Here is an 18,960-nt window from a genome sequence, read left to right on the forward strand (position 1 = left end):
CTCCGGACCGCCCTTCAGGCGGCAAGCAATGTCTTCAGTTTGGTTTCCGGCGCGGCGAGCGCGGCCGGATCGGGATGCCGGCGGGCGGCGATCAGCATTTCCGCAAGGCGGATGTCGCGGGCGACCGCATTGCCCTTGCCGATGCCGCTTGCCGCGATCAGCCGGCCCTCGGCATCGAGATGGAAGAGGAGGAAGGCGCCGTCGCCGAGGTCACGCCGCACGGTCGTCGCCGCGCCGTCGGCCAGCCCCGCGATCTGCAGCGTCATGTCGTACTGATCCGACCAGAACCACGGCACGGCACAATGCACCTCGGCGCCGCCGAGCATGTTGGCCGCCGCAAGCTGGCCCTGCTCCTGCGCATTGCGCCAGGATTCGAGCCGGACGCGCCGGTCGCCGTAGAGCGGCAGTGGATAGGACGTGCAGTCGCCGGCCGCGAGGATATCCGGATCGGAGGTGCGCAGCAGGCCGTCGACGGCGATGCCGTTGTCCACGGCGAGCCCCGCCGCCTCCGCCAGTTCCGTGTTCGGCACGGCGCCGATGCCGACGACCAGCAGGCTGGCCGAGACGACGCGGCCGTCCTCCAGCGTGAGGCGAACCTCGCCCGGCCGCTCCTCCATGCCGGCAACCTTCGCGCCGCACAGCACCTCGACGCCTTCGGCCGCATGGCGGCTGGCGACGATCGCGGCGATCTCCGTCGGCACGCCGCGGCTGAGGACGCGCGGCAGGCCCTCGACGAGCGTCACGCTCGCACCGAGCTTGCGGGCGCTCGCCGCCAGCTCCAGGCCGATGAAGCCGCCGCCGAGAATGGCGACGTGGCTTCCCTCCACGAGGTGGGCGCGAATGCGCGTTGCATCGTCATGGCTGCGAAGGGCGGCGATGCGCCCGCCGCAGGCCATGCCCGGCAGCGTGCGCGGACGCGCCCCGGTCGCCAGCAGCAATTTGTCATAGGGAAGCGCCGTGCCGTCGCCGAGCCGTACCCGCCGGCCGGCCCGGTCGATCTCAAGGACCGTGCGGCCGGAAAGCACCGCGATACCGGCGGCGGCATAACGCTCCGCGTCCGCGACGAGTTTCGGGCCGGCCCCGGCGACCAGCGCCTCCTTGGAGAGCGGCGGACGCTCATAGGGCAGATGCGTTTCGCTGCCGATCAGGGTGATCGTGCCGTTAAAACCCTTTTCCCTGAGCGCGAAGGCTGCGCGCGCGCCGCATTCGCCGGCGCCGACGATGACGAAATCCGCCATGGCGTGATCCTCCCGGGCGGTTCCGGCAGCCGGAACCGCGAAAACAAGAAAGCTAGAGCCCGATGAAGACCGTGCCGCCCTCGACCTTGACCGGATAGGTCCTGAGGTCGACGCAGACCGGTGCGCCCTTGGCCTCGCCGGTCTTGTAGTCGAAGCGGCCGTTATGCTTGGGACATTCGATGATGTGATCCATCACCAGCCCGTCGGCAAGGTGGATCTTCTCGTGGGTGCAGAGCCCGTCCGTCGCGTGATAGGTGTCTTCCGGGCTGCGATAGATCGCGAAGGTGCGGCCCGCATGGTCGAAGCGGATGACATCCTCCTCGTCGATCTCGTCCGCTGCGCAGACCTCGATCCAGGTGTCGCTCATGGTCTCTTCTCCGATGATGTGCTGGTTTATTCGGCGGCCGCGACGGCCGGCTCGCTGTGGAATTCTTCCTTGTAGGGCCGCGCCGTCGCGGGCAGGTCGCGCTTGAGGAAGTAGTCCTCGTTGCGGAGCTGGCGCAGGAAGGCGGGGATCATCTCCCGGTAGCCGTGCCACATGGACGGGTTCGGCGCCGGCAGGTCATGCTTGATCATCGCATGCAGCCGCGGCAGCGCATGGTAGGGCACCATCGGGAACATGTGGTGCTCCACATGGTAGTTCATGTTCCAGTAGATGAAGCGGCTGACCGGGTTCATGTAGACGGTGCGGCTGTTCAGCCGGTGGTCGATGACATTGTCGGCAAGGCCGCCGTGCTGGAGCAGTCCCGTCAAAACGTGATGCCAGGCGCCGTAGAGCCGCGGCAGGCCGATGAGCATGGCCGGCAGGATCGAGCCGAGCGCGAAACAGAGGGCGATGGTCGCACCGTAGATGGCGAGCCAGATGCGGGCGATGCGGATCGCCTTCGGCTGCTCGGAGGCGGGAATGAAGGTCTTTTCCGCCGCGCTCATCACGCCCGCCGCATTGCGCAGCATGTCGATGACGGCATGCCAGGCATCGAGCAGACCGAAGAAATTGAGCACGAGACGGGCGAGGTCCGGCGGACGCATCACGGCGATCTCCGGATCGCGGCCGACGATGACCGTATCCGTGTGGTGGCGCGTGTGGCTCCAGCGCCAGGTCACCGGGTTGCGCATGATCATGAAGCAGGCGATCTGGTAGACGGCGTCGTTCATCCACATCGTCTTGAAGGCCGTGCCGTGGCCGCATTCGTGCCAGCGGCTGTCGGAGGCCGAGCCATAGAGCACGCCATAGACGAGGAAGAACGGCACCGCCCACCAGCTGCCCCACAGCCAGATGCCGGCAGCCCCGGTGACCAGCATGGTGCCGAGCCAGATCGCGGTGTCGCGGATCGCCGGCGCGTCGCTGCGCTGCATCAGCGCCTTCATGTCCTTGCGGGCGATTTCGGTGTGATACCATTCGGCCGCGGCCAGGCCATTGGCCACGGCGGCCTCGGCATCGCGGCCAAGAAGGCTGTAATCCCGCTTCGTCGGCTTCATCCCTCGTCTCCTCCCTGCGGTGGCGCTTGCAGGCACCGCCTCGTCTGATGCACGAACGATACCGCCCCTGCTTGCATCTCTCAATCCTGCCATGATAGAATGCATCAAATTCCATCATTATCTATCATTCCGCTTTGATGGAAAGATTTCAGGGAGGTGACCATGGCATCGCGACCCACCATTACGGATCTGGCGAAAGCCGCCGGCGTCAGCGTGGCGACGGTCGATCGCGTGCTGAACGGGCGCCACAAGGTGCGCGAGGAAACGGCGCGGCGGGTCTACGATGCCGCCAATACGATCGGCTATCACGCGATCGGGCTCATCCGGCAGCGGGTTTTCGAGGACCTGCCGCAATACCGGCTGGGTTTCAGCTTCCAGCGCCCGAGCCAGGCCTTCTACCAGAATTTCGCGCGCGAGATCGAGATCGCCTGCAATGCCTGCACCACGGCGCGCATCGTGCCGCAGGTCGACTTCATCAATGCGCAGACGCCGGCCGCGATGACGGACATGCTGCGGCAGCTCTCCGCCCGCAACCAGGCCCTCGCCGTCGTCGCCCCCGACTATCCGGCGACGACCGCCATGGTGGAGGACCTGAGGAACAGGGGCATTCCCCTCTTCTGCCTGCTCTCCGACTTCGCCATGGACGTGCGCCAGGGCTATATCGGCCTCAACAACATGAAGGTCGGCCGCACGGCGGCCTGGATGATCGCCCGCGGCGCCCGCCGGCCCGGCAAGGTGGCGATCTTCGTCGGCAGCCACCGCTTCCACGGCCACGAGCTGCGCGAGATGGGCTTCCGCTCCTTCTTCCGCGAGAAGGGCCAGGATTTCGAGGTGCTGGACACGCTCGTCAATCTCGACACCAGCGAGATCACCCACGAGGCGACCGCCAACCTGCTCGCCCAGCACCCCGATCTCGTCGGCCTCTATGTCGCCGGCGGCGGCATGGAAGGCGCGATTTCCGCCATCCGTGAAGAGGGTTACGGCGGGAAGATCCAGCTCATCGTCAACGAACTCACGCCCGAATCGAAGGCCGGCCTTGCGGACAACGTCGTCACCATGGCGATCAGCACGCCCCTGCCCGCCCTCTGCCGCGAGCTCGTCTCGCTGATGGTGACGGCCATCGAGAAGGGCGAGGCTGCCGTGCCCGGGCAGACGTTCCTGCCCTTCGATATCTTCCTTCCCGAGAACATCTGACAGGCTGGATGATGGCTTTCCATCATCCGCCCGATGAATCTGTCAGCAATGAGGGCGTGGCCGGCGCCTTCGGCTTTGACGCCCGTCAAGCGCTTCCCGATCCTCATGCGTGCATGCGAGGCCGCCCTGTCGGCGGCCCCCGAAGACCGGAGGACCTCCATTCCATGCCGCCCCTTGATTTCGCCCTCAACCACATGACGGCGCCCGCGCTGAACCTCGACGCCTTCTTCGCCCTCGCCGTCTCGCTCGGCATCACGAAGGTCGAGATCCGCAACGACCTTGACAGCAACGCCATCCTGGACGGCACCACGCCAGCCGAGGTGAAGGCGCTCGCCGCCCGCCACGGCGTCACGATCATCTCGATCAATGCGCTCCAGCGCTTCAACGAATGGACGCCCGCCCGCGCTGCCGAGGCGAAGGAGCTCATCGACTACGCCGCGGCGGCGGGCGCCCGCGCGCTCGTGCTCGTGCCGAAGAACGACGGCACCGGCCAGGCCGACGGCGAGCGGCAGGCCAACCTTGCCGAGGCGCTGGCGGCCCTGAAGCCGATGCTGGAGGCCGCCGGAATCACCGGCCTCGTCGAGCCGCTCGGCTTCGAGATCTGCTCGCTGCGCTCCAAGCGCGAGGCTGCCGAGGCGATCGAGGCCGTGGGCGGGGAACAGACATTCCGCCTTGTGCACGACACGTTCCACCATCACCTCGCCGGAGAGCCGGAACTCTTCGCGGCGCTCACCGGCCTCGTCCATATTTCCGGCGTCGAGGATGCCGATGTCACCGTTCCCGCCATGCGCGACGGCCACCGCGTCCTGGTCGGCCCGCAGGACCGGCTCGGAAACATCAGCCAGATCAAGGTCCTGGCTGCTGCCGGTTATGCGGGGCCGCTCTCCTTCGAGCCCTTTTCGCCGTCCGTACACGACGTCATCGATCCCAGGGCGGCCGTGGCGCAGAGCGTCGCCTTCATCCGCGAAAACATCTAGGGCCGGCGGGACCGGCGGCCTGTCCGCCGGCACTTTTCCCCAGGGCCTTGCGGGATTCCCGGTCCTGAAAAATGGAACGGGCTTGACGTCCCGAGCAGAAAATGGAATAAACATTCCGCAATACGGAATTCGCGGTTTGTTTATTCTGTTTTGGCCTCTTGCCTCCCGGGAGGAGCAAGGGGCCGGCTGCCCGCAAGGGCCAGCTGTCCGGACAATCGAGTGGCGCTGCCGGACGCCACGTTGAGGAGGAGAACGACATGAAAAAATTCATTCTGAGCTCGGCGCTTGCCGTGATGATGTCCACCGCCGCCCATGCCGAGACGATCGGCGTGTCCATGGCGCTGTTCGACGACAACTTCCTGACCGTCCTGCGCAACGGCATGTCCGACTACGCCAAGACCCTCGACGGCGTCGAGCTGCAGATCGAGGACGCCCAGAACGACGTCGCCAAGCAGCAGAGCCAGGTGCAGAACTTCATCGCCTCGGGTGTCAGCGCTATCATCGTGAACCCGGTCGATACCGACGCGACCGCCGCGCTCTCCAAGGCCGCGGCCGATGCGGGCATTCCGCTGGTCTATGTCAACCGCGAGCCGGTCAACGTCAACGAGCTGCCGGAAAAGCAGGCCTTCGTGGCTTCCGACGAAAAGGAATCCGGCACGCTGGAAACCAAGGAAGTCTGCCGCCTGCTGAACGGCAAGGGCAAGGTCGTCGTCATGATGGGCGAGCTTTCCAACCAGGCCGCACGCGTGCGCACCCAGGACATCAAGGACGTCATCGCCACCGACGAGTGCAAGGGTCTCGAGATCGTCGAGGAGCAGACCGCCAACTGGTCGCGCACGCAGGGCTCCGACCTCATGACCAACTGGCTCTCCGCCGGCCTGGAGTTCGACGCCGTCATCTCCAACAATGACGAGATGGCGATCGGCGCCATCCAGGCGCTGAAGGCCGCCGGCCGCTCGATGGACAGCGTCGTCGTCGCCGGCATCGACGCCACGCAGGATGCGCTTGCCGCCATGGCAGCCGGCGACCTCGACGTGACGGTGTTCCAGGATGCCGCCGGCCAGGGCAAGGGCTCGGTCGATGCCGCGCTGAAGCTGGCCAGGGGCGAGCAGATCGACACCAAGGTGTACATCCCCTTCCAGCTCGTGACCCCGGCCAACATCGCCGACTTCCAGTCGAAGAACTGACCGGTTCCCACCGGTCGCGGAAAACCGCTAGACTGCTGTGGACGCGCGCACGCAAGCGTGCGCGCGTCCGACCCGTTTCTGGTTGCTCCGGGAGGGAGGGGACGATGGTCAGTCCGACCACCATGGCCGCGGTTCGTGCAAGCGGCGCCATTCCGAATGCCGAATATCTGCTGTCCGCGGAAGGTATCCGCAAGGAATTTCCGGGCGTCGTCGCGCTTGACGACGTCGAGTTCAAGCTGAAGCGCGGCACCGTGCATGCGCTGATGGGCGAGAACGGCGCGGGCAAATCCACGCTGATGAAGATCCTCGCCGGCATCTACACGCCCGACCAGGGCGAGGTGCTGCTCAAGGGCCAGAAGATCCGCCTGCAATCGCCGCTCGACGCGCTGGAGAACGGCATCGCCATGATCCATCAGGAACTCAACCTGATGCCCTTCATGACGGTCGCCGAGAACATCTGGATCCGCCGCGAGCCGAAGAACCGCTTCGGCTTCGTCGATCACGGCGAGATGCACCGAAAGACGGCCGCGCTCTTCAAGCGCCTCAACATCGTGATGGACCCGGAAACCCAAGTGCGCGACCTCTCGGTGGCCAACCGCCAGATGGTCGAGATCGCCAAGGCCGTCTCCTACGAGAGCGACGTGCTCATCATGGACGAGCCGACCTCGGCGCTGACCGAGCGCGAGGTGGAGCATCTCTTCACCATCATCCGGGATCTGCGCGCGCAGGGCATCGGTATCGTCTACATCACCCACAAGATGAACGAGCTGTTCGAGATCGCCGACGAATTCTCGGTGTTCCGCGACGGCAAGTATATCGGCACGCACGCCTCGACCGACGTGACGCGCGACGACATCATCCGCATGATGGTCGGCCGCGAGATCACCCAGATGTTCCCGAAGGAGGAGGTGCCGATCGGCGACGTCGTCCTCTCGGTGAAGAACCTCACCCTCAAGGGCGTGTTCCACGACGTGTCCTTCGACGTGCGCGCCGGCGAGATCCTCGGCCTTGCCGGCCTCGTCGGCTCGGGCCGCTCGAACGTCGCCGAGACGATCTTCGGCGTGACGCCGGCCACCTCGGGCAGCATCGAGATCAACGGCAAGCCGGTGACCATCGACAGTCCGAACACGGCGATCCGGCATCGCATGGCGTTCCTGACGGAAGACCGCAAGGACACCGGCTGTCTCTTGATCCTCGACATCCTGGAAAACATGCAGATCGCCGTCCTCCAGGATAAGTTCGTCAAGAACGGCTTCGTTGCCGAGGGCGAACTGACCAAGGTCTGCGAGGAGATGAGCCGGAAGCTGCGGGTGAAGACGCCGAACCTTCACGAGCGCATCGAGAACCTGTCGGGCGGCAACCAGCAGAAGGTGCTGATCGGCCGCTGGCTGCTTACCCATCCGCGCATCCTCATCCTCGACGAGCCGACCCGCGGCATCGATGTCGGCGCCAAGGCGGAAATCCACCGCTTCGTCACCGAGCTCGCCCGCGACGGCGTCGCCGTCATCATGATCTCGTCGGAAATGCCGGAAGTGCTCGGCATGAGCGACCGCGTCATGGTCATGCACGAGGGCCGCGTCACCGGCATCCTCGACCGGGCGGAGGCGACGCAGGTCAAGGTCATGGAACTGGCTGCCCAGTGAAATCAGCCCAAGGAATATTCAGGGCCGCCGGGCGGCCGCAAGGGAGGTAATCATGAGCACGAATTCCGCCGCGCAGGCCCAGGCCGCTGCGCAGAAATCTGCCCGCCGGCTCCCGCCGGAACTCAACATCTTTCTCGTCCTGATCGGCATTGCGCTGGTCTATGAAATCCTCGGCTGGATCTTCGTTGGCCAGAGCTTCCTGATGAACCCGCAGCGCCTGACGATCATCATCCTGCAGGTCTCGGTCATCGGCATCATCGCCGTCGGCGTCACGCAGGTCATCATCACCGGCGGCATCGATCTCTCTTCCGGCTCGGTCGTCGGCATGACGGCGATGTTCACCGCCTCGCTGGCGCAGGCCTCCACCTGGCCGCGCGCGCTCTATCCCTCGCTGACGGACATGCCCGTCATCGTGCCCGTCGCGCTCGGCATCGGCGTCGGCCTGCTCGCCGGCTTCATCAACGGGCAGCTCATCGCCAAGACGAAGATCCCGCCCTTCATCGCCACCCTCGGCATGATGGTCTCCGCCCGCGGCATCTCCAAGTGGTACACCAAGGGCCAGCCGGTCTCGGGCCTGACGGAACAGTTCAACTTCATCGGCACCGGCATCTGGCCCGTCGTGATCTTCCTCGTCGTCGCCATCATCTTCCATATCGCGCTGCGCTATACCCGCTACGGCAAGTTCACCTACGCGATCGGCGCCAACGTGCAGGCCGCCCGCGTCTCCGGCATCAATGTCGAATCCCATCTCGTGAAGGTCTACGCCATTGCCGGGGCGCTCGCCGGCCTTGCTGGCGTCGTCACCGCGGCCCGCGCCCAGACCGCCCAGGCCGGCATGGGCGTGATGTACGAACTCGATGCGATTGCCGCGACCGTCATCGGCGGCACCTCGCTTGCCGGCGGCGTCGGACGCATCACCGGCACGGTCATCGGCACCGTCATCCTCGGTGTCATGACATCGGGCTTTACCTTCCTGCGCGTCGATGCATTCTACCAGGAGATCGTCAAGGGCATCATCATCGTCGCCGCCGTCGTCGTCGACGTCTACCGGCAGAAGAAGCGTAAGACGTAGTTAAAAGAGCGAATAGGGAATGGCGAATAGCGAATAGTTCGCCAAAAATTTCTCCCTATTCGCTACTCCCTATTCGCTATTCGCTCCCACACATAACGAGGACAACATGACTGTAAGATTTGGTCTTCTCGGCGCCGGCCGCATCGGCAAGGTTCACGCCAAGGCCGTGACCGGCAATCCCGATGCCGTGCTCGTCGCCGTCGCCGATGCGTTCCCCGCCGCGGCGGACGCCATCGCCAGGCAATATGGCTGCGAGGTCCGCACCATCGAGGCGATCGAAGCGGCGAAGGACATCGACGCCGTCGTGATCTGCACACCGACCGACACCCATGCCGACCTCATCGAGCGCTTCTCCCGCGGTGGAAAAGCCATTTTCTGCGAAAAGCCCATCGACCTCGACGTCGAGCGCGTGAAGGCCTGCATGAAGGTGGTCGACGAGACCAAGGGCAAGCTGATGGTCGGCTTCAACCGCCGCTTCGACCCGCACTTCATGGCCGTCAGGCAGGCGATCGACGACGGCCGCATCGGCGATGTCGAGATGCTGACGATCACGTCCCGCGACCCCGGCGCCCCGCCGGTCGACTATATCAAGCGCTCCGGCGGCATCTTCCGCGACATGACGATCCACGACTTCGACATGGCCCGCTTCCTGCTCGGCGAGGAGGTCGTCTCGGTCTCCGCTACCGCCGCCGTGCTGGTCGATCCGGAGATCGGCAAGGCCGGCGACTATGACAGCGTCTCCGTCATCCTGCAGACCAAGTCCGGCAAGCAGGCCGTCATCTCCAATTCGCGCCGCGCCACCTATGGCTACGACCAGCGCATCGAGGTGCACGGCTCGAAAGGCATGGTGTCTGCCGAGAACCAGCGCCCGGTCTCCATCGAGGTCGCCAACGGCGACGGCTACACCCGCCCGCCGCTGCACGACTTCTTCATGACCCGCTACACCGAAGCCTATGCCAACGAGATCGCGGCCTTCATCGCCGCCATCGAGAAGGGCGCGACCATCTCGCCGTCGGGCGCCGACGGCCTCGCAGCCCTTGCGCTTGCCGATGCGGCCGTGACGTCGGTCGAGGAAAAGCGCCAGATCTCCGTCGCCTGACGGAAACCGCCTCCCAAGCACCTGGCCGGGCGATTTTCTCGCCCGGTCTTTTTGTTTGGAACACCCACACCACCCTCCTCCGTCATCCTCGGGCTTGACCCGAGGATCCAGGCCACAAACTCAAGCTCTGCCGTGATGCGTAGATCCTCGGGTCGAGCCCGAGGATGACGAAGGAGGGTGGTGTGAGCGTCCAGGCATCAGGGCCATCCGATTACCCCCTCACTCTCCCACCGCCCTCGCAGCGATGACATCGTGGTCCATCTCTGCCAGCGCCCGGTCGAGATGGCCCTCCAGCACCAGCGTCGCTTCCTCCGGCACGACGGAGATCGGCGGCGCGCCGAAGAGGCGGACCTGCTGGGATTGCGCCAGGCCCTCCTCCAGGCCCCGCTGGATGAGGTCGAAATAGCGCGTGCCGGGGCCGGTGATGGCGATCGGCATGTTCTCGTAGAGGCTCACCACGCGCGAAAGCCCCTGCCCCAGCGCCAGCCCGGCCTGACGGAAGGCATATTCCGACATGCGGTGGCCCTGGCGGGCGCGCAGCGCGATCTTGTCCATCTCCACCAGCGGCACGAACTTCGCCGGGATCGTGTCCGGCGGCACCTCGAAGGCCGTGCGCAGGATGCCGTAGAAGCCGGCGGAGGCCTCGATGCAGCCCTGCGCGCCGCAGCGACACAGCTTGCCGTCCGAGGAGTTCAGCATGTGCCCGAAATTCGGCGCGGTGACCGAGAGTTCCCCCGACCGGTCGAACCGTGCGATGCCGAGACCGATGCTGTGGCCGAGCGACAGCGCGGCCACAGCCTGCAGGTCACGCACCCCCGCCTTCTCCATGCGCAGCGCCATGGCATGGGCGACGAGCAGCGTCTCGTTGCTGATGAGGATCTTCGCCCGCCAGGGCGGCTGGAGCAGCGCGGCGAAATCCACCTGCTGCGTGCCGAAAACCGGCGACCAGACGAGCCGTGCCGTCAGGGGATCGACAAGGCCCTTGCTGCTGATCGACACGACCAGCACCTGCCCGCGGTCGATCCGGGACCGGTCCGCCAGCCTGTCGAGCGCGGCGACGAAGGCTTCCGTGAAGGGCCGCGTCGCGGTATCGGCATGGTTGCGCGGCTCCTCGAAGCGATCGAGCAGCGTGCCGCCGTAATCGGCGAGCGAATATTGCACCATGTCGGAGGAGATGCGCACGGTGGCGAGATAGCCGGCATCGCGCCGCTGGCCGAAGATGACGCGCGGCCGCCCGCGCGAGGCCGACGCCTGCTGTTCGCGCCGCTCGAGCACCTCGGCCTTCTCCAGTTCCGCCGTGATCACCGAGACGGTCGCCGAGGCGAGTCCCGTGTGATGGGAGATGTCGGTATGGGCGAGCGGCCCGTGCCGGCGTAGCGAGGCGAGCACCAGCGCGCTGTTCTGCTGACGCACAAGCTCCGTGCTCGACTTGGTCAGCATCGTCGGTTTCCGCTCGCTTTCACAGGATGCAACACATGCCCCTCCCAAAGCATCTGTCACGCCGTCGTTCAAGGCCTTTCAAGCCGTGTTGACAGCCTTCGAAACTTCTGACATTTATTTTCTCGACTGTCGAGAAAAAAGTCCCGGCACCGTCGGGAGGGGCATCGAGACAGTAGATCGTGGCCGGTCGTTGATTGGACGGGAGGTTCGTCCAGGCGGCCGGTGTTCACTTGGGAGGATATTATGAAGTTCGTTCTGAAGCTGATGGCAGGGGCTGCCGTCATCGTTTCCCTGCATTCCGTTGCGCACGCCAAGGACCTCGTGGTCGGCGTTTCCTGGTCGAACTTCCAGGAAGAGCGCTGGAAAACCGACGAAGCCGCCATCAAGGCAGCACTCGAAGCCTCCGGCGACAAGTACATTTCGGCTGACGCCCAGTCGTCCGCCGCCAAGCAGCTGACCGACGTCGAATCGCTGATCGCCCAGGGCGCCAACGCCATCATCGTCCTCGCCCAGGATTCGGAAGCCATCGGCCCGGCCATCGAAAAGGCCGCGGCGGAAGGCATCCCGGTCGTCGGCTACGACCGCCTGATCGAGAACCCGTCCGCCTTCTACATCACCTTCGACAACAAGGAAGTCGGCCGCATGCAGGCCCGCGAAGTGTTCAAGGTGAAGCCCGAAGGCAACTATGTGTTCATCAAGGGCTCCTCGTCCGACCCGAACGCTGACTTCCTCTTCGCAGGCCAGCAGGAAGTGCTGAAGGAAGCCGTCGACGCCGGCAAGATCAAGAATGTCGGCGAAGCCTATACCGACGGCTGGAAGCCGGAAAATGCCCAGAAGAACATGGAGCAGTTCCTGACGGCGAACGACAACAAGGTCGATGCGGTCGTCGCCTCGAACGACGGCACGGCCGGCGGCGCGATCGCCGCGCTCGCCGCACAGGGCCTTGCCGGCTCCGTCCCGGTCTCCGGCCAGGACGCCGACCACGCCGCGCTCAACCGCGTCGCGCTCGGCACGCAGACCGTCTCGGTCTGGAAGGACTCGCGCGACCTCGGCAAGCGCGCCGCGGAAATCGCGGCTGAACTCGCCTCGGGCAAGACCATGGACGAGATCGAGGGCGTCACCACCTTCAACGGCGGCCCGAAGGGCGTCGAGATGAAGTCGGTCTTCCTCGCGCCGGTGCCGATCACCAAGGACAACCTGAACGTCGTCATCGAGGCCGGCTGGATCCCGAAGGAAACGGCCTGCCAGGGCGTCGCCGCCGGCTCGGTCGCGGCCTGCAACTGACGGGCAATGATCCGGTACTGACCTGACCATCACCAGGCGCCGCAACGGCTTCCGTTGCGGCGCTTGCGCAAGATGGGCAGCGGGCAGAGGATGAGGCGGCGAAAATCCTCGAAGCGGAATGAGGAGCGGTGGGAAACGGTTTTCCGTTCCATCCCGCTGGAACCTCAAACCACGCCCGAACGACACGTTCAACAAAAGTGGGGGGACGGCAAAGCCATGGCCGACATCACGAATACCACGCATGCCAATCGCGCGCGATCGGCGAGCGAGAATCCGGTGAAGCGCTTCTTCCGCGCCACCGAGATCGACACGCGCCTGCTCGGCATGGTCGGCGCCATGCTGATCATCTGGATCGGCTTCAACATCCTGTCGGGCGGCCTGTTCCTGACGCCGCGCAACCTGTGGAACCTCTCGGTCCAGACCGCCTCCGTCGCCGTGATGGCGACCGGCATGGTGCTCGTCATCGTCACGCGCAACATCGACCTCTCCGTCGGCTCGATCCTCGGCTTCGTCGGCATGATCATGGGCGTGCTGCAGGCCGAGCTGCTGCCGCAGCTTCTCGGCTTCAACCACCCCGCCACCTGGATGATCACCCTTCTCGCCGGCCTCCTGCTCGGCGCGGGCATCGGCGCCCTGCACGGCGCGATCATCGCCTTCCTCAGCGTGCCCTCCTTCATCGTCACGCTCGGCGGCCTGCTCGTCTGGCGCGGCGCCACCTGGTTCGTGACGAGCGGGCGCACGGTCGCCCCGATGGACGCGACCTTCCGCCTGATGGGCGGCGGCACGGAAGGCTCGATCGGCGCCACCGCCAGCTGGATCGTCGGCGTCATCGCCTGCATCGCCATCGTCGCGACGATCGCCAACTCCCGCAAGCAGCGCAAGCGCTTCGGCTTTCCGCTGCGCCCCATGTGGGCCGAATATTTCCTGACCACCGTCGGCTGCGCCCTCGTGCTCGGCGCCATCGCGGTCGTCAACAGCTATCCCTGGCCCGTCGCCATCGCCCGCAGATACGCCGACGCCAACGGCATCGCCTGGCCGGAAGGCGGCCTTTTCATCCCGCACGGCATCGCCATTCCCGTGCTGATCGCCATCGTGGTCGGCATCGTCATGACCTTCATCTCGACGCGCCTGCGCTTCGGCCGCTATGTCTTCGCGCTCGGCGGCAACCCGGAGGCGGCGGAACTCGCCGGCATCAAGACCCGCTGGGTGACGGTCAAGATCTTCGCGCTGATGGGCATGCTCTGCGCCATCGCCGCGGCGATCTCCACCGCCCGCCTCAACGCCGCGACCAACGCGCAGGGCGAACTCGACGAACTTTACACCATCGCCGCGGCCGTCATCGGCGGCACCTCGCTTGCCGGCGGCATGGGCACAATCGCAGGCGCCATGCTCGGCGCCCTCGTCATGCAATCGCTGCAATCGGGCATGGTGCTGGTCGGCATCGACACCCCGTTCCAGCGCATCGTGGTCGGCATGGTCCTTGTCGTCGCCGTCTGGCTCGACACGGTCTACCGCGCCCGCGCCAAGTAAGAGGAGCCCATAAAATGACGGACACCCGTACGCCCCTCGTGGAGATGAAGAACATCTCCATCTCCTTCGGCGGCATCCACGCCGTCGACAATGCCTCGGTCGATCTGTATCCAGGCGAGGTCGTCGCCCTGCTCGGCCACAACGGCGCCGGCAAGTCGACGCTGATCAAAATCCTCTCCGGCGCCTACAAGCGCGATGGCGGCGAGATCCTGATCAACGGCGAGCCCGCCGACATCAACAATCCGCGCGACGCCAAGAAATACGGCATCGAGACGATCTACCAGACGCTCGCCGTCGCCGACAATGTCGACGCCGCCGCCAACCTCTATCTCGGCCGCGAGCTCAGGACCCCCTGGGGCACCCTCGACGACGTGGCGATGGAGGCGAAGACCCGCGAGGTGATGGGCCGCCTGAACCCCAATTTCCAGCGCTTCAAGGAGCCGGTGAAGGCGCTTTCCGGCGGCCAGCGCCAGTCGGTGGCCATCGCAAGGGCGATCCTCTTCAACGCCCGCATCCTGATCATGGACGAGCCCACCGCCGCCCTCGGCCCCCAGGAGACGGCGCAGGTCGGCGAACTGATCAAGCAGTTGAAGAAGGAAGGCATCGGCATCTTCCTGATCAGCCACGACATCCACGACGTCTTCGACCTCGCCGACCGCGTCTCGGTGATGAAGAACGGCCAGGTCGTCGGCCACGCCCGCACCGAGGACGTGACGAAGGACGAGGTGCTGGGCATGATCATCCTCGGCAAGGTCCCGGAAAAAGCCATCCCCGGCCCCGGCGCCATGCAGACCGCCTGACGAGGACGACCGAAAGCCGCCGGCCCCCCGGCGGCTTCCTATCCCAGGCGGCCCAAAGCGCACAGCCCGCCAGAACAGATTGCCCTTTCTGCATTTTCCCGATTGAAGCCCGCCCCCAGCTAGGCTAAGAACCCTCTCATCGGACAGGCGAGTCATCGCCTAGGCAAGCACCCGTAGCTCAGCTGGATAGAGTGTTGGATTCCGATTCCAAAGGTCACAGGTTCGAATCCTGTCGGGTGCGCCAATCTTTTCAATGACTTGTAGAAGTCGCAAGCTGAGCGCTCAACGCTCACTCACCAAATACTCACCATCAGCGCGATCAGAAGTAAGCCATGTCGTCGGACCAGTCTTCCCGATCGTATGTGGTCGCGCCCTCCCCAGCGGCGGCGCGGGCAACAGCCATTGCACACGCGACGGCACCGTCGATACGATCTTTCGACTTTCCCTTGTGGAATGCCCGGTTGCCGGCCTTGTCGGTCTCGACGGCGATATTGTCGAAATGCCAGCGCAAGATCGGATGCCCGCCATGCCTGAAGCGGCGACCGACAATTGCGCGTTCCAGTTCCTTGATAGCTGGTGCCATCGTCACCCAGCCTTGCCGCATCTCGACAGCCGGCAGGCCGTCTTCCAGCAGGTTGTTCAACGTATTGCGCGCCAGATGCGGATCGAACGCGATCTCGCGCACATTGAAACGGGCGCATAGTTCCCTGATCTGGTCTTCCACCAGACGGAAATCCACCACGTTGCCAGGTGTCGGCAGGATCAGCCCTTGTTCCGCCCATGCCGGATAGGGAACACCATCGCGATCGGCGCGGCGCCGCAGATTGTCTTCAGGGCAGAAGAACCAGGGATGGACCGCATAGCCATCTTCGGCATTGCCCCAGGCAGCAACGACGGCCGTCAGGTCCGAGTTGCTCGACAGGTCCACACCAAGCCAGCACGGCGTCTGTTCGGCTTCAAAGTCATCAAGCGGCACCTCACCGCGCCCTTCGTCGTAAACCGACATTTCCACGAACGGCGATGCCGAGTGATCCAGCCACCGATTGAGATTGTATTGCAGGAAGCTGTCACGATCGGATGGGCTGTTGATCGCCTTGCGTGCCTTGTCGCGGTAGCTTTCGAGATCGGGATAGCCGTGGCGCATACCGGGATTGGTGGCGAACCACGTTTCTTCCGCCTGCCAGTCGTCGCCCTCTTCGGCCATAAAAATCACCGGCAGGGTGGCCGGATCATCGATCTCGCCCTTCTGAACCTTGATCGCGTATTCCACCGTCTTCCACGCAAGGTTCTCCTGCCCGCGTCCGCTGGTCGTGGCGACGATCAACAGCGTTCCCGGCACCTTCACCAGCGCCGAATCAAGTGCCTCCCATTGGCGCTGTCCGGCTCGCCCCTCCCAGGCGTGCAGTTCGTCGGCAATGACGACGTTCGGCGTCTTGCCGTGCTGAACCTTGCCATCAGATGCGACAGCGATGTAGCGGGATCGCTCTTTGCGGAAGCTGATCGAGGATGTGTATTCCCGCACTGCAAGGTGTTTTTCCAGCCGCTTGTCGTGCTGGACGATCATTGCGGCTTCGTTGAACAGCTCCATCGCCTGTTCGTGCGCCGATGCCGCCGAGACGGTCAGGCCGCCGGGAAGCCGCTCCGGTCCCATCAGGTGTAGCAGGGTAATTGCGGCGCAAAGGCTTGTCTTACGATTTCCGCGTGGCAAGAGCAGCACCAGGCGGCGCACGATCCTCGATCCGTCTTCGTGGCGCGGCCCATACAGCTTGCGAATGATCCTTTCCTGCCAGGGATCAAGCTGGAACGGCCGGCCCGGTGCCGGGTTCTTCGGATGCTTCAGCCGGCGCAGCCATTGAACGGCACGCTCGCCATAGCCGAAGGGATCGGGGATCTCGGAGCCGTCATCAATCCAAGAGGGAATCAGCATCGTCATCATCCCTGATGGCCGGCCGCGACCGCGACACTGGCGTTAAACCAAGTTCGGCAGCGAGCAATCGAGCGCGCGTCATGGCATCCGACTGGATCGCGACGGCCGGGTGACGCTTGATTGCCCCGCCCTCAGTCTCATAGGTATAGCCGGCAGACTGAAGCGTTCGCTCCATCTCGCGCACCGTGCCGATCGCCACGCAGTAGTTTTCGAAGCTGGCGAGGTCCGCAACGGTCAGGATTTTCCGTTCGACCAGGATCGGCATGACGCGCTTCCATTCGGCCTTAGCCTCTTTCGAAAGCCAAGCAGGTGCCGCCGGAGCCGTCCGCACGGCGTCATTGTCGATGACCAGATGAGGTTTCGTGCCTCGCATAATCAACCTACCGCATGAAGCTCGACGCCAGCCTGCCGGCCAAGCTCGCGCACTTCCTTAATGTTGTATTCGATGCCGTCATATTGAATGCGATCGATCACCCAGACTTCCATCCAGCGAATGGTGAAGATCACTCGCCGTTCGGCCTGTATGGCTGCTTGAGCAAAAAACTCGCGACCGCCTTCCTGCCGAACCTTGGCCCACACCGTCGCCAGATCAGCCCATTCCGTGATCTGGTTGCCCATACCGTCGTCACCGACCACGGAATAGCGTTGGATGGTAATCCGGCGATCGATTGCCCCGGCGCGCATCACCAGCTCCAATTTCGATATTCGCGGATGATATCGCGCACATTCAGCGGCAATTCCTGCGCATTGACTCCAACGATCACCGCTTCCCGATTTTCGAACCAATGACCGACAAGCTGGCACACGGCCTCGACAAGGGCGGGCGGAATTTCCTCTTGGCCGGCACCGCCGAACTCATCCTCAATCTTGAAGCCCAGGTGTCGCTCGATGAGGTCTTGCGCAGCGGCAATCTTGCGCCCGATCGTGGCGTCATCGTCGTCAAAATCGACACGAAGCTGTTCCTTCAGGATGGTCAAATCGGCAATCATCGGAAGTCCTCATCCGTCGCGTCAGTAAAAAACCCTGTTTCGGGCAAATCTCGCGTTGTCCTACCCACGCCGGTCCTGGTGGATCGACCAAAGTTCTGAGCCACCCCCCGGCCTTTCTTCTCGGCGCTCTGGATCGGTCCATCGTGGCAAGGCTGGCAGCATGGCATCCAGTTCGATCGATCCCAGAAGAGACGCTGATCGCCACGGTGCGCGACGACATGATGCACAAGGGTCGCAGGCTTGCCGCATCGCCGGCATTGTGGGTTCACGGTCAAGAATGCTCGGCTCTCCCGATACCATTCGGCCGTATAGCCACGCGCTCTTGCGCTCGGTCGATTGGCGTCGTGACGCGTCTTGCGTTCCTTGGCTCGTCTCTGTTCGCATGGGCAGGCCGCACCAGATGCAATCCGATGACCGCAACCACAGATGCGAGGGGCTTTCATAGGCATGATTGTTTCCTTGAGTTGAGGGAGAGACGCCGAAGCATCCCTCCCTTGGCGTGCCGAGCGCGGCTGCCGATGAACCCTTGGCCGGAAAGGAGACGGCTGGTGTTCGCGACCTATGCCACCTTGAACCTCGCACTCGCCGGCATTGCCGACTGGGGGCTGGCAGGTGACTTTCCGTTGTTCGATGGACCGCAGCACCGTCAATGAACGCCCCGCTGATTACGTGACCGGTGCCTGAGACGGATTGCCCTTGACCAGCGTTGCCGCGATCGGCGTGCCGGTGCCGTGCGTGCCGCTAAAATCCGCCAACAGCTTCAGGTAACGACGATTGCCGACATAGCCCACCTTGGTAACGCTCGGATCGGCATGCGCCGCCTTGAGGGCGAGGACGATGCCGCCGGTCGTGCCAGCCACGCCTTGAACGTCGTCGTCAGTGACGGGATCGAAGGTCGTGCCGTCCTCGCTATGCGTCAGAACGAACTCGATCTTGTTCGTGCCGGTGAATGTGATGCCACCCACACCGACATGGATCGAAAGCATGGCGCTGCCGAAGCCGAGAAGATCGAGCGCGGGCGGCGTGTTGTCGGCGGTATAGACCGCCGGAGCGATGGCCGTGACAAGGCCGATGTTGGAAACGATATCTCGCATGGTCTTG

The 18,960-nt window shown here is 64.5% G+C and carries 18 protein-coding genes and 1 tRNA gene; 10 read left to right on the plus strand and 9 right to left on the minus strand.

Going from position 1 to position 18,960, the window contains the following annotated elements:
• Positions 1–14: 14 nt before the first annotated feature.
• The 3 genes from AABQ55_RS19215 to AABQ55_RS19225 are packed head-to-tail and all read right to left on the minus strand — an operon-like array spanning position 15 to position 2,717.
• Positions 15–1,238 carry an NAD(P)/FAD-dependent oxidoreductase gene (locus AABQ55_RS19215; protein WP_272806154.1) on the minus strand — a complete coding sequence of 408 codons (1,224 nt, stop codon included), beginning with the start codon at positions 1,236–1,238 and terminating at the stop codon, positions 15–17.
• A gap of 52 nt (positions 1,239–1,290) precedes the next feature.
• Positions 1,291–1,605 (minus strand): MocE family 2Fe-2S type ferredoxin, encoded by a 315-nt coding sequence (locus tag AABQ55_RS19220; RefSeq protein WP_133032655.1) that lies wholly within the window; start codon positions 1,603–1,605, stop codon positions 1,291–1,293.
• Between the two features lie 26 nt (positions 1,606–1,631).
• Positions 1,632–2,717 (minus strand): fatty acid desaturase family protein, encoded by a 1,086-nt coding sequence (locus AABQ55_RS19225; RefSeq protein ID WP_272806155.1) that lies wholly within the window; start codon positions 2,715–2,717, stop codon positions 1,632–1,634.
• A 162-nt stretch (positions 2,718–2,879) separates the two neighbouring features.
• Between AABQ55_RS19225 and AABQ55_RS19230 the strand changes: the two genes are divergently transcribed.
• The 6 genes from AABQ55_RS19230 to iolG all read left to right on the plus strand — a co-directional run bounded on the left by AABQ55_RS19230 (position 2,880) and on the right by iolG (position 9,889).
• The gene (locus AABQ55_RS19230; RefSeq protein ID WP_272806156.1) at positions 2,880–3,911 is read left to right on the plus strand and encodes a LacI family DNA-binding transcriptional regulator; all 1,032 of its coding nucleotides are present in this window, start codon (positions 2,880–2,882) and stop codon (positions 3,909–3,911) included.
• A gap of 164 nt (positions 3,912–4,075) precedes the next feature.
• On the plus strand, positions 4,076–4,888 hold the full coding sequence (locus AABQ55_RS19235; protein WP_272806157.1) for a TIM barrel protein: 813 nt from the start codon (positions 4,076–4,078) through the stop codon (positions 4,886–4,888).
• A 257-nt stretch (positions 4,889–5,145) separates the two neighbouring features.
• A complete protein-coding gene (locus AABQ55_RS19240) occupies positions 5,146–6,075 on the plus strand; it encodes a sugar ABC transporter substrate-binding protein (protein WP_272806158.1) in 930 nt (309 codons plus the stop codon).
• A gap of 104 nt (positions 6,076–6,179) precedes the next feature.
• Positions 6,180–7,718 carry a sugar ABC transporter ATP-binding protein gene (locus tag AABQ55_RS19245; RefSeq protein ID WP_272806159.1) on the plus strand — a complete coding sequence of 513 codons (1,539 nt, stop codon included), beginning with the start codon at positions 6,180–6,182 and terminating at the stop codon, positions 7,716–7,718.
• A gap of 52 nt (positions 7,719–7,770) precedes the next feature.
• Positions 7,771–8,790 (plus strand): ABC transporter permease, encoded by a 1,020-nt coding sequence (locus AABQ55_RS19250; protein ID WP_272806160.1) that lies wholly within the window; start codon positions 7,771–7,773, stop codon positions 8,788–8,790.
• Positions 8,791–8,896: 106 nt separating this feature from the next.
• The gene (gene iolG / locus AABQ55_RS19255; protein WP_272806161.1) at positions 8,897–9,889 is read left to right on the plus strand and encodes an inositol 2-dehydrogenase; all 993 of its coding nucleotides are present in this window, start codon (positions 8,897–8,899) and stop codon (positions 9,887–9,889) included.
• Positions 9,890–10,108: 219 nt separating this feature from the next.
• Here the strand turns inward: iolG and AABQ55_RS19260 are convergent, their stop codons facing one another.
• Complete coding sequence (locus tag AABQ55_RS19260) at positions 10,109–11,329, minus strand: ROK family transcriptional regulator (RefSeq protein ID WP_272806162.1); 1,221 nt, start codon at positions 11,327–11,329, stop codon at positions 10,109–10,111.
• 243 nt (positions 11,330–11,572) lie between these two features.
• Here AABQ55_RS19260 and xylF point away from each other — a divergent pair, with 243 nt between their 5' ends.
• From xylF to AABQ55_RS19280, 4 genes are all read left to right on the plus strand, one after another.
• Positions 11,573–12,613, plus strand: coding sequence for a D-xylose ABC transporter substrate-binding protein (gene xylF / locus AABQ55_RS19265; RefSeq protein ID WP_245082689.1), 1,041 nt, complete (start codon positions 11,573–11,575; stop codon positions 12,611–12,613).
• 216 nt (positions 12,614–12,829) lie between these two features.
• Entirely contained in the window at positions 12,830–14,143 is a 1,314-nt protein-coding gene (locus AABQ55_RS19270) for a sugar ABC transporter permease (protein WP_245082688.1), read from the plus strand.
• A gap of 14 nt (positions 14,144–14,157) precedes the next feature.
• Positions 14,158–14,943 (plus strand): ATP-binding cassette domain-containing protein, encoded by a 786-nt coding sequence (locus AABQ55_RS19275; protein WP_245082686.1) that lies wholly within the window; start codon positions 14,158–14,160, stop codon positions 14,941–14,943.
• Positions 14,944–15,110: 167 nt separating this feature from the next.
• Positions 15,111–15,187, plus strand: a tRNA-Arg gene (locus tag AABQ55_RS19280).
• Between the two features lie 75 nt (positions 15,188–15,262).
• Here the strand turns inward: AABQ55_RS19280 and AABQ55_RS19285 are convergent.
• The 5 genes from AABQ55_RS19285 to AABQ55_RS19305 all read right to left on the minus strand — a co-directional run bounded on the left by AABQ55_RS19285 (position 15,263) and on the right by AABQ55_RS19305 (position 18,953).
• Entirely contained in the window at positions 15,263–16,870 is a 1,608-nt protein-coding gene (locus AABQ55_RS19285) for a terminase large subunit (protein WP_272807501.1), read from the minus strand.
• Entirely contained in the window at positions 16,848–17,135 is a 288-nt protein-coding gene (locus tag AABQ55_RS19290; protein ID WP_336314387.1) for a phage terminase small subunit P27 family, read from the minus strand. The genes AABQ55_RS19285 and AABQ55_RS19290 overlap by 23 nt, the downstream gene beginning before the upstream one ends.
• A 110-nt stretch (positions 17,136–17,245) precedes the next feature.
• Entirely contained in the window at positions 17,246–17,554 is a 309-nt protein-coding gene (locus AABQ55_RS19295) for a phage head closure protein (RefSeq protein WP_272806164.1), read from the minus strand.
• A complete protein-coding gene (locus AABQ55_RS19300; protein WP_272806165.1) occupies positions 17,554–17,859 on the minus strand; it encodes a head-tail connector protein in 306 nt (101 codons plus the stop codon). Before AABQ55_RS19300 ends, AABQ55_RS19295 begins: the two co-directional genes overlap by 1 nt.
• Positions 17,860–18,524: 665 nt before the next feature.
• Complete coding sequence (locus tag AABQ55_RS19305; protein WP_272806166.1) at positions 18,525–18,953, minus strand: hypothetical protein; 429 nt, start codon at positions 18,951–18,953, stop codon at positions 18,525–18,527.
• Positions 18,954–18,960 lie beyond the last annotated feature (7 nt).

The sequence above is a fragment of the Shinella sp. WSD5-1 genome (assembly GCF_963942435.1).
Lineage (GTDB): Bacteria > Pseudomonadota > Alphaproteobacteria > Rhizobiales > Rhizobiaceae > Shinella > Shinella yambaruensis.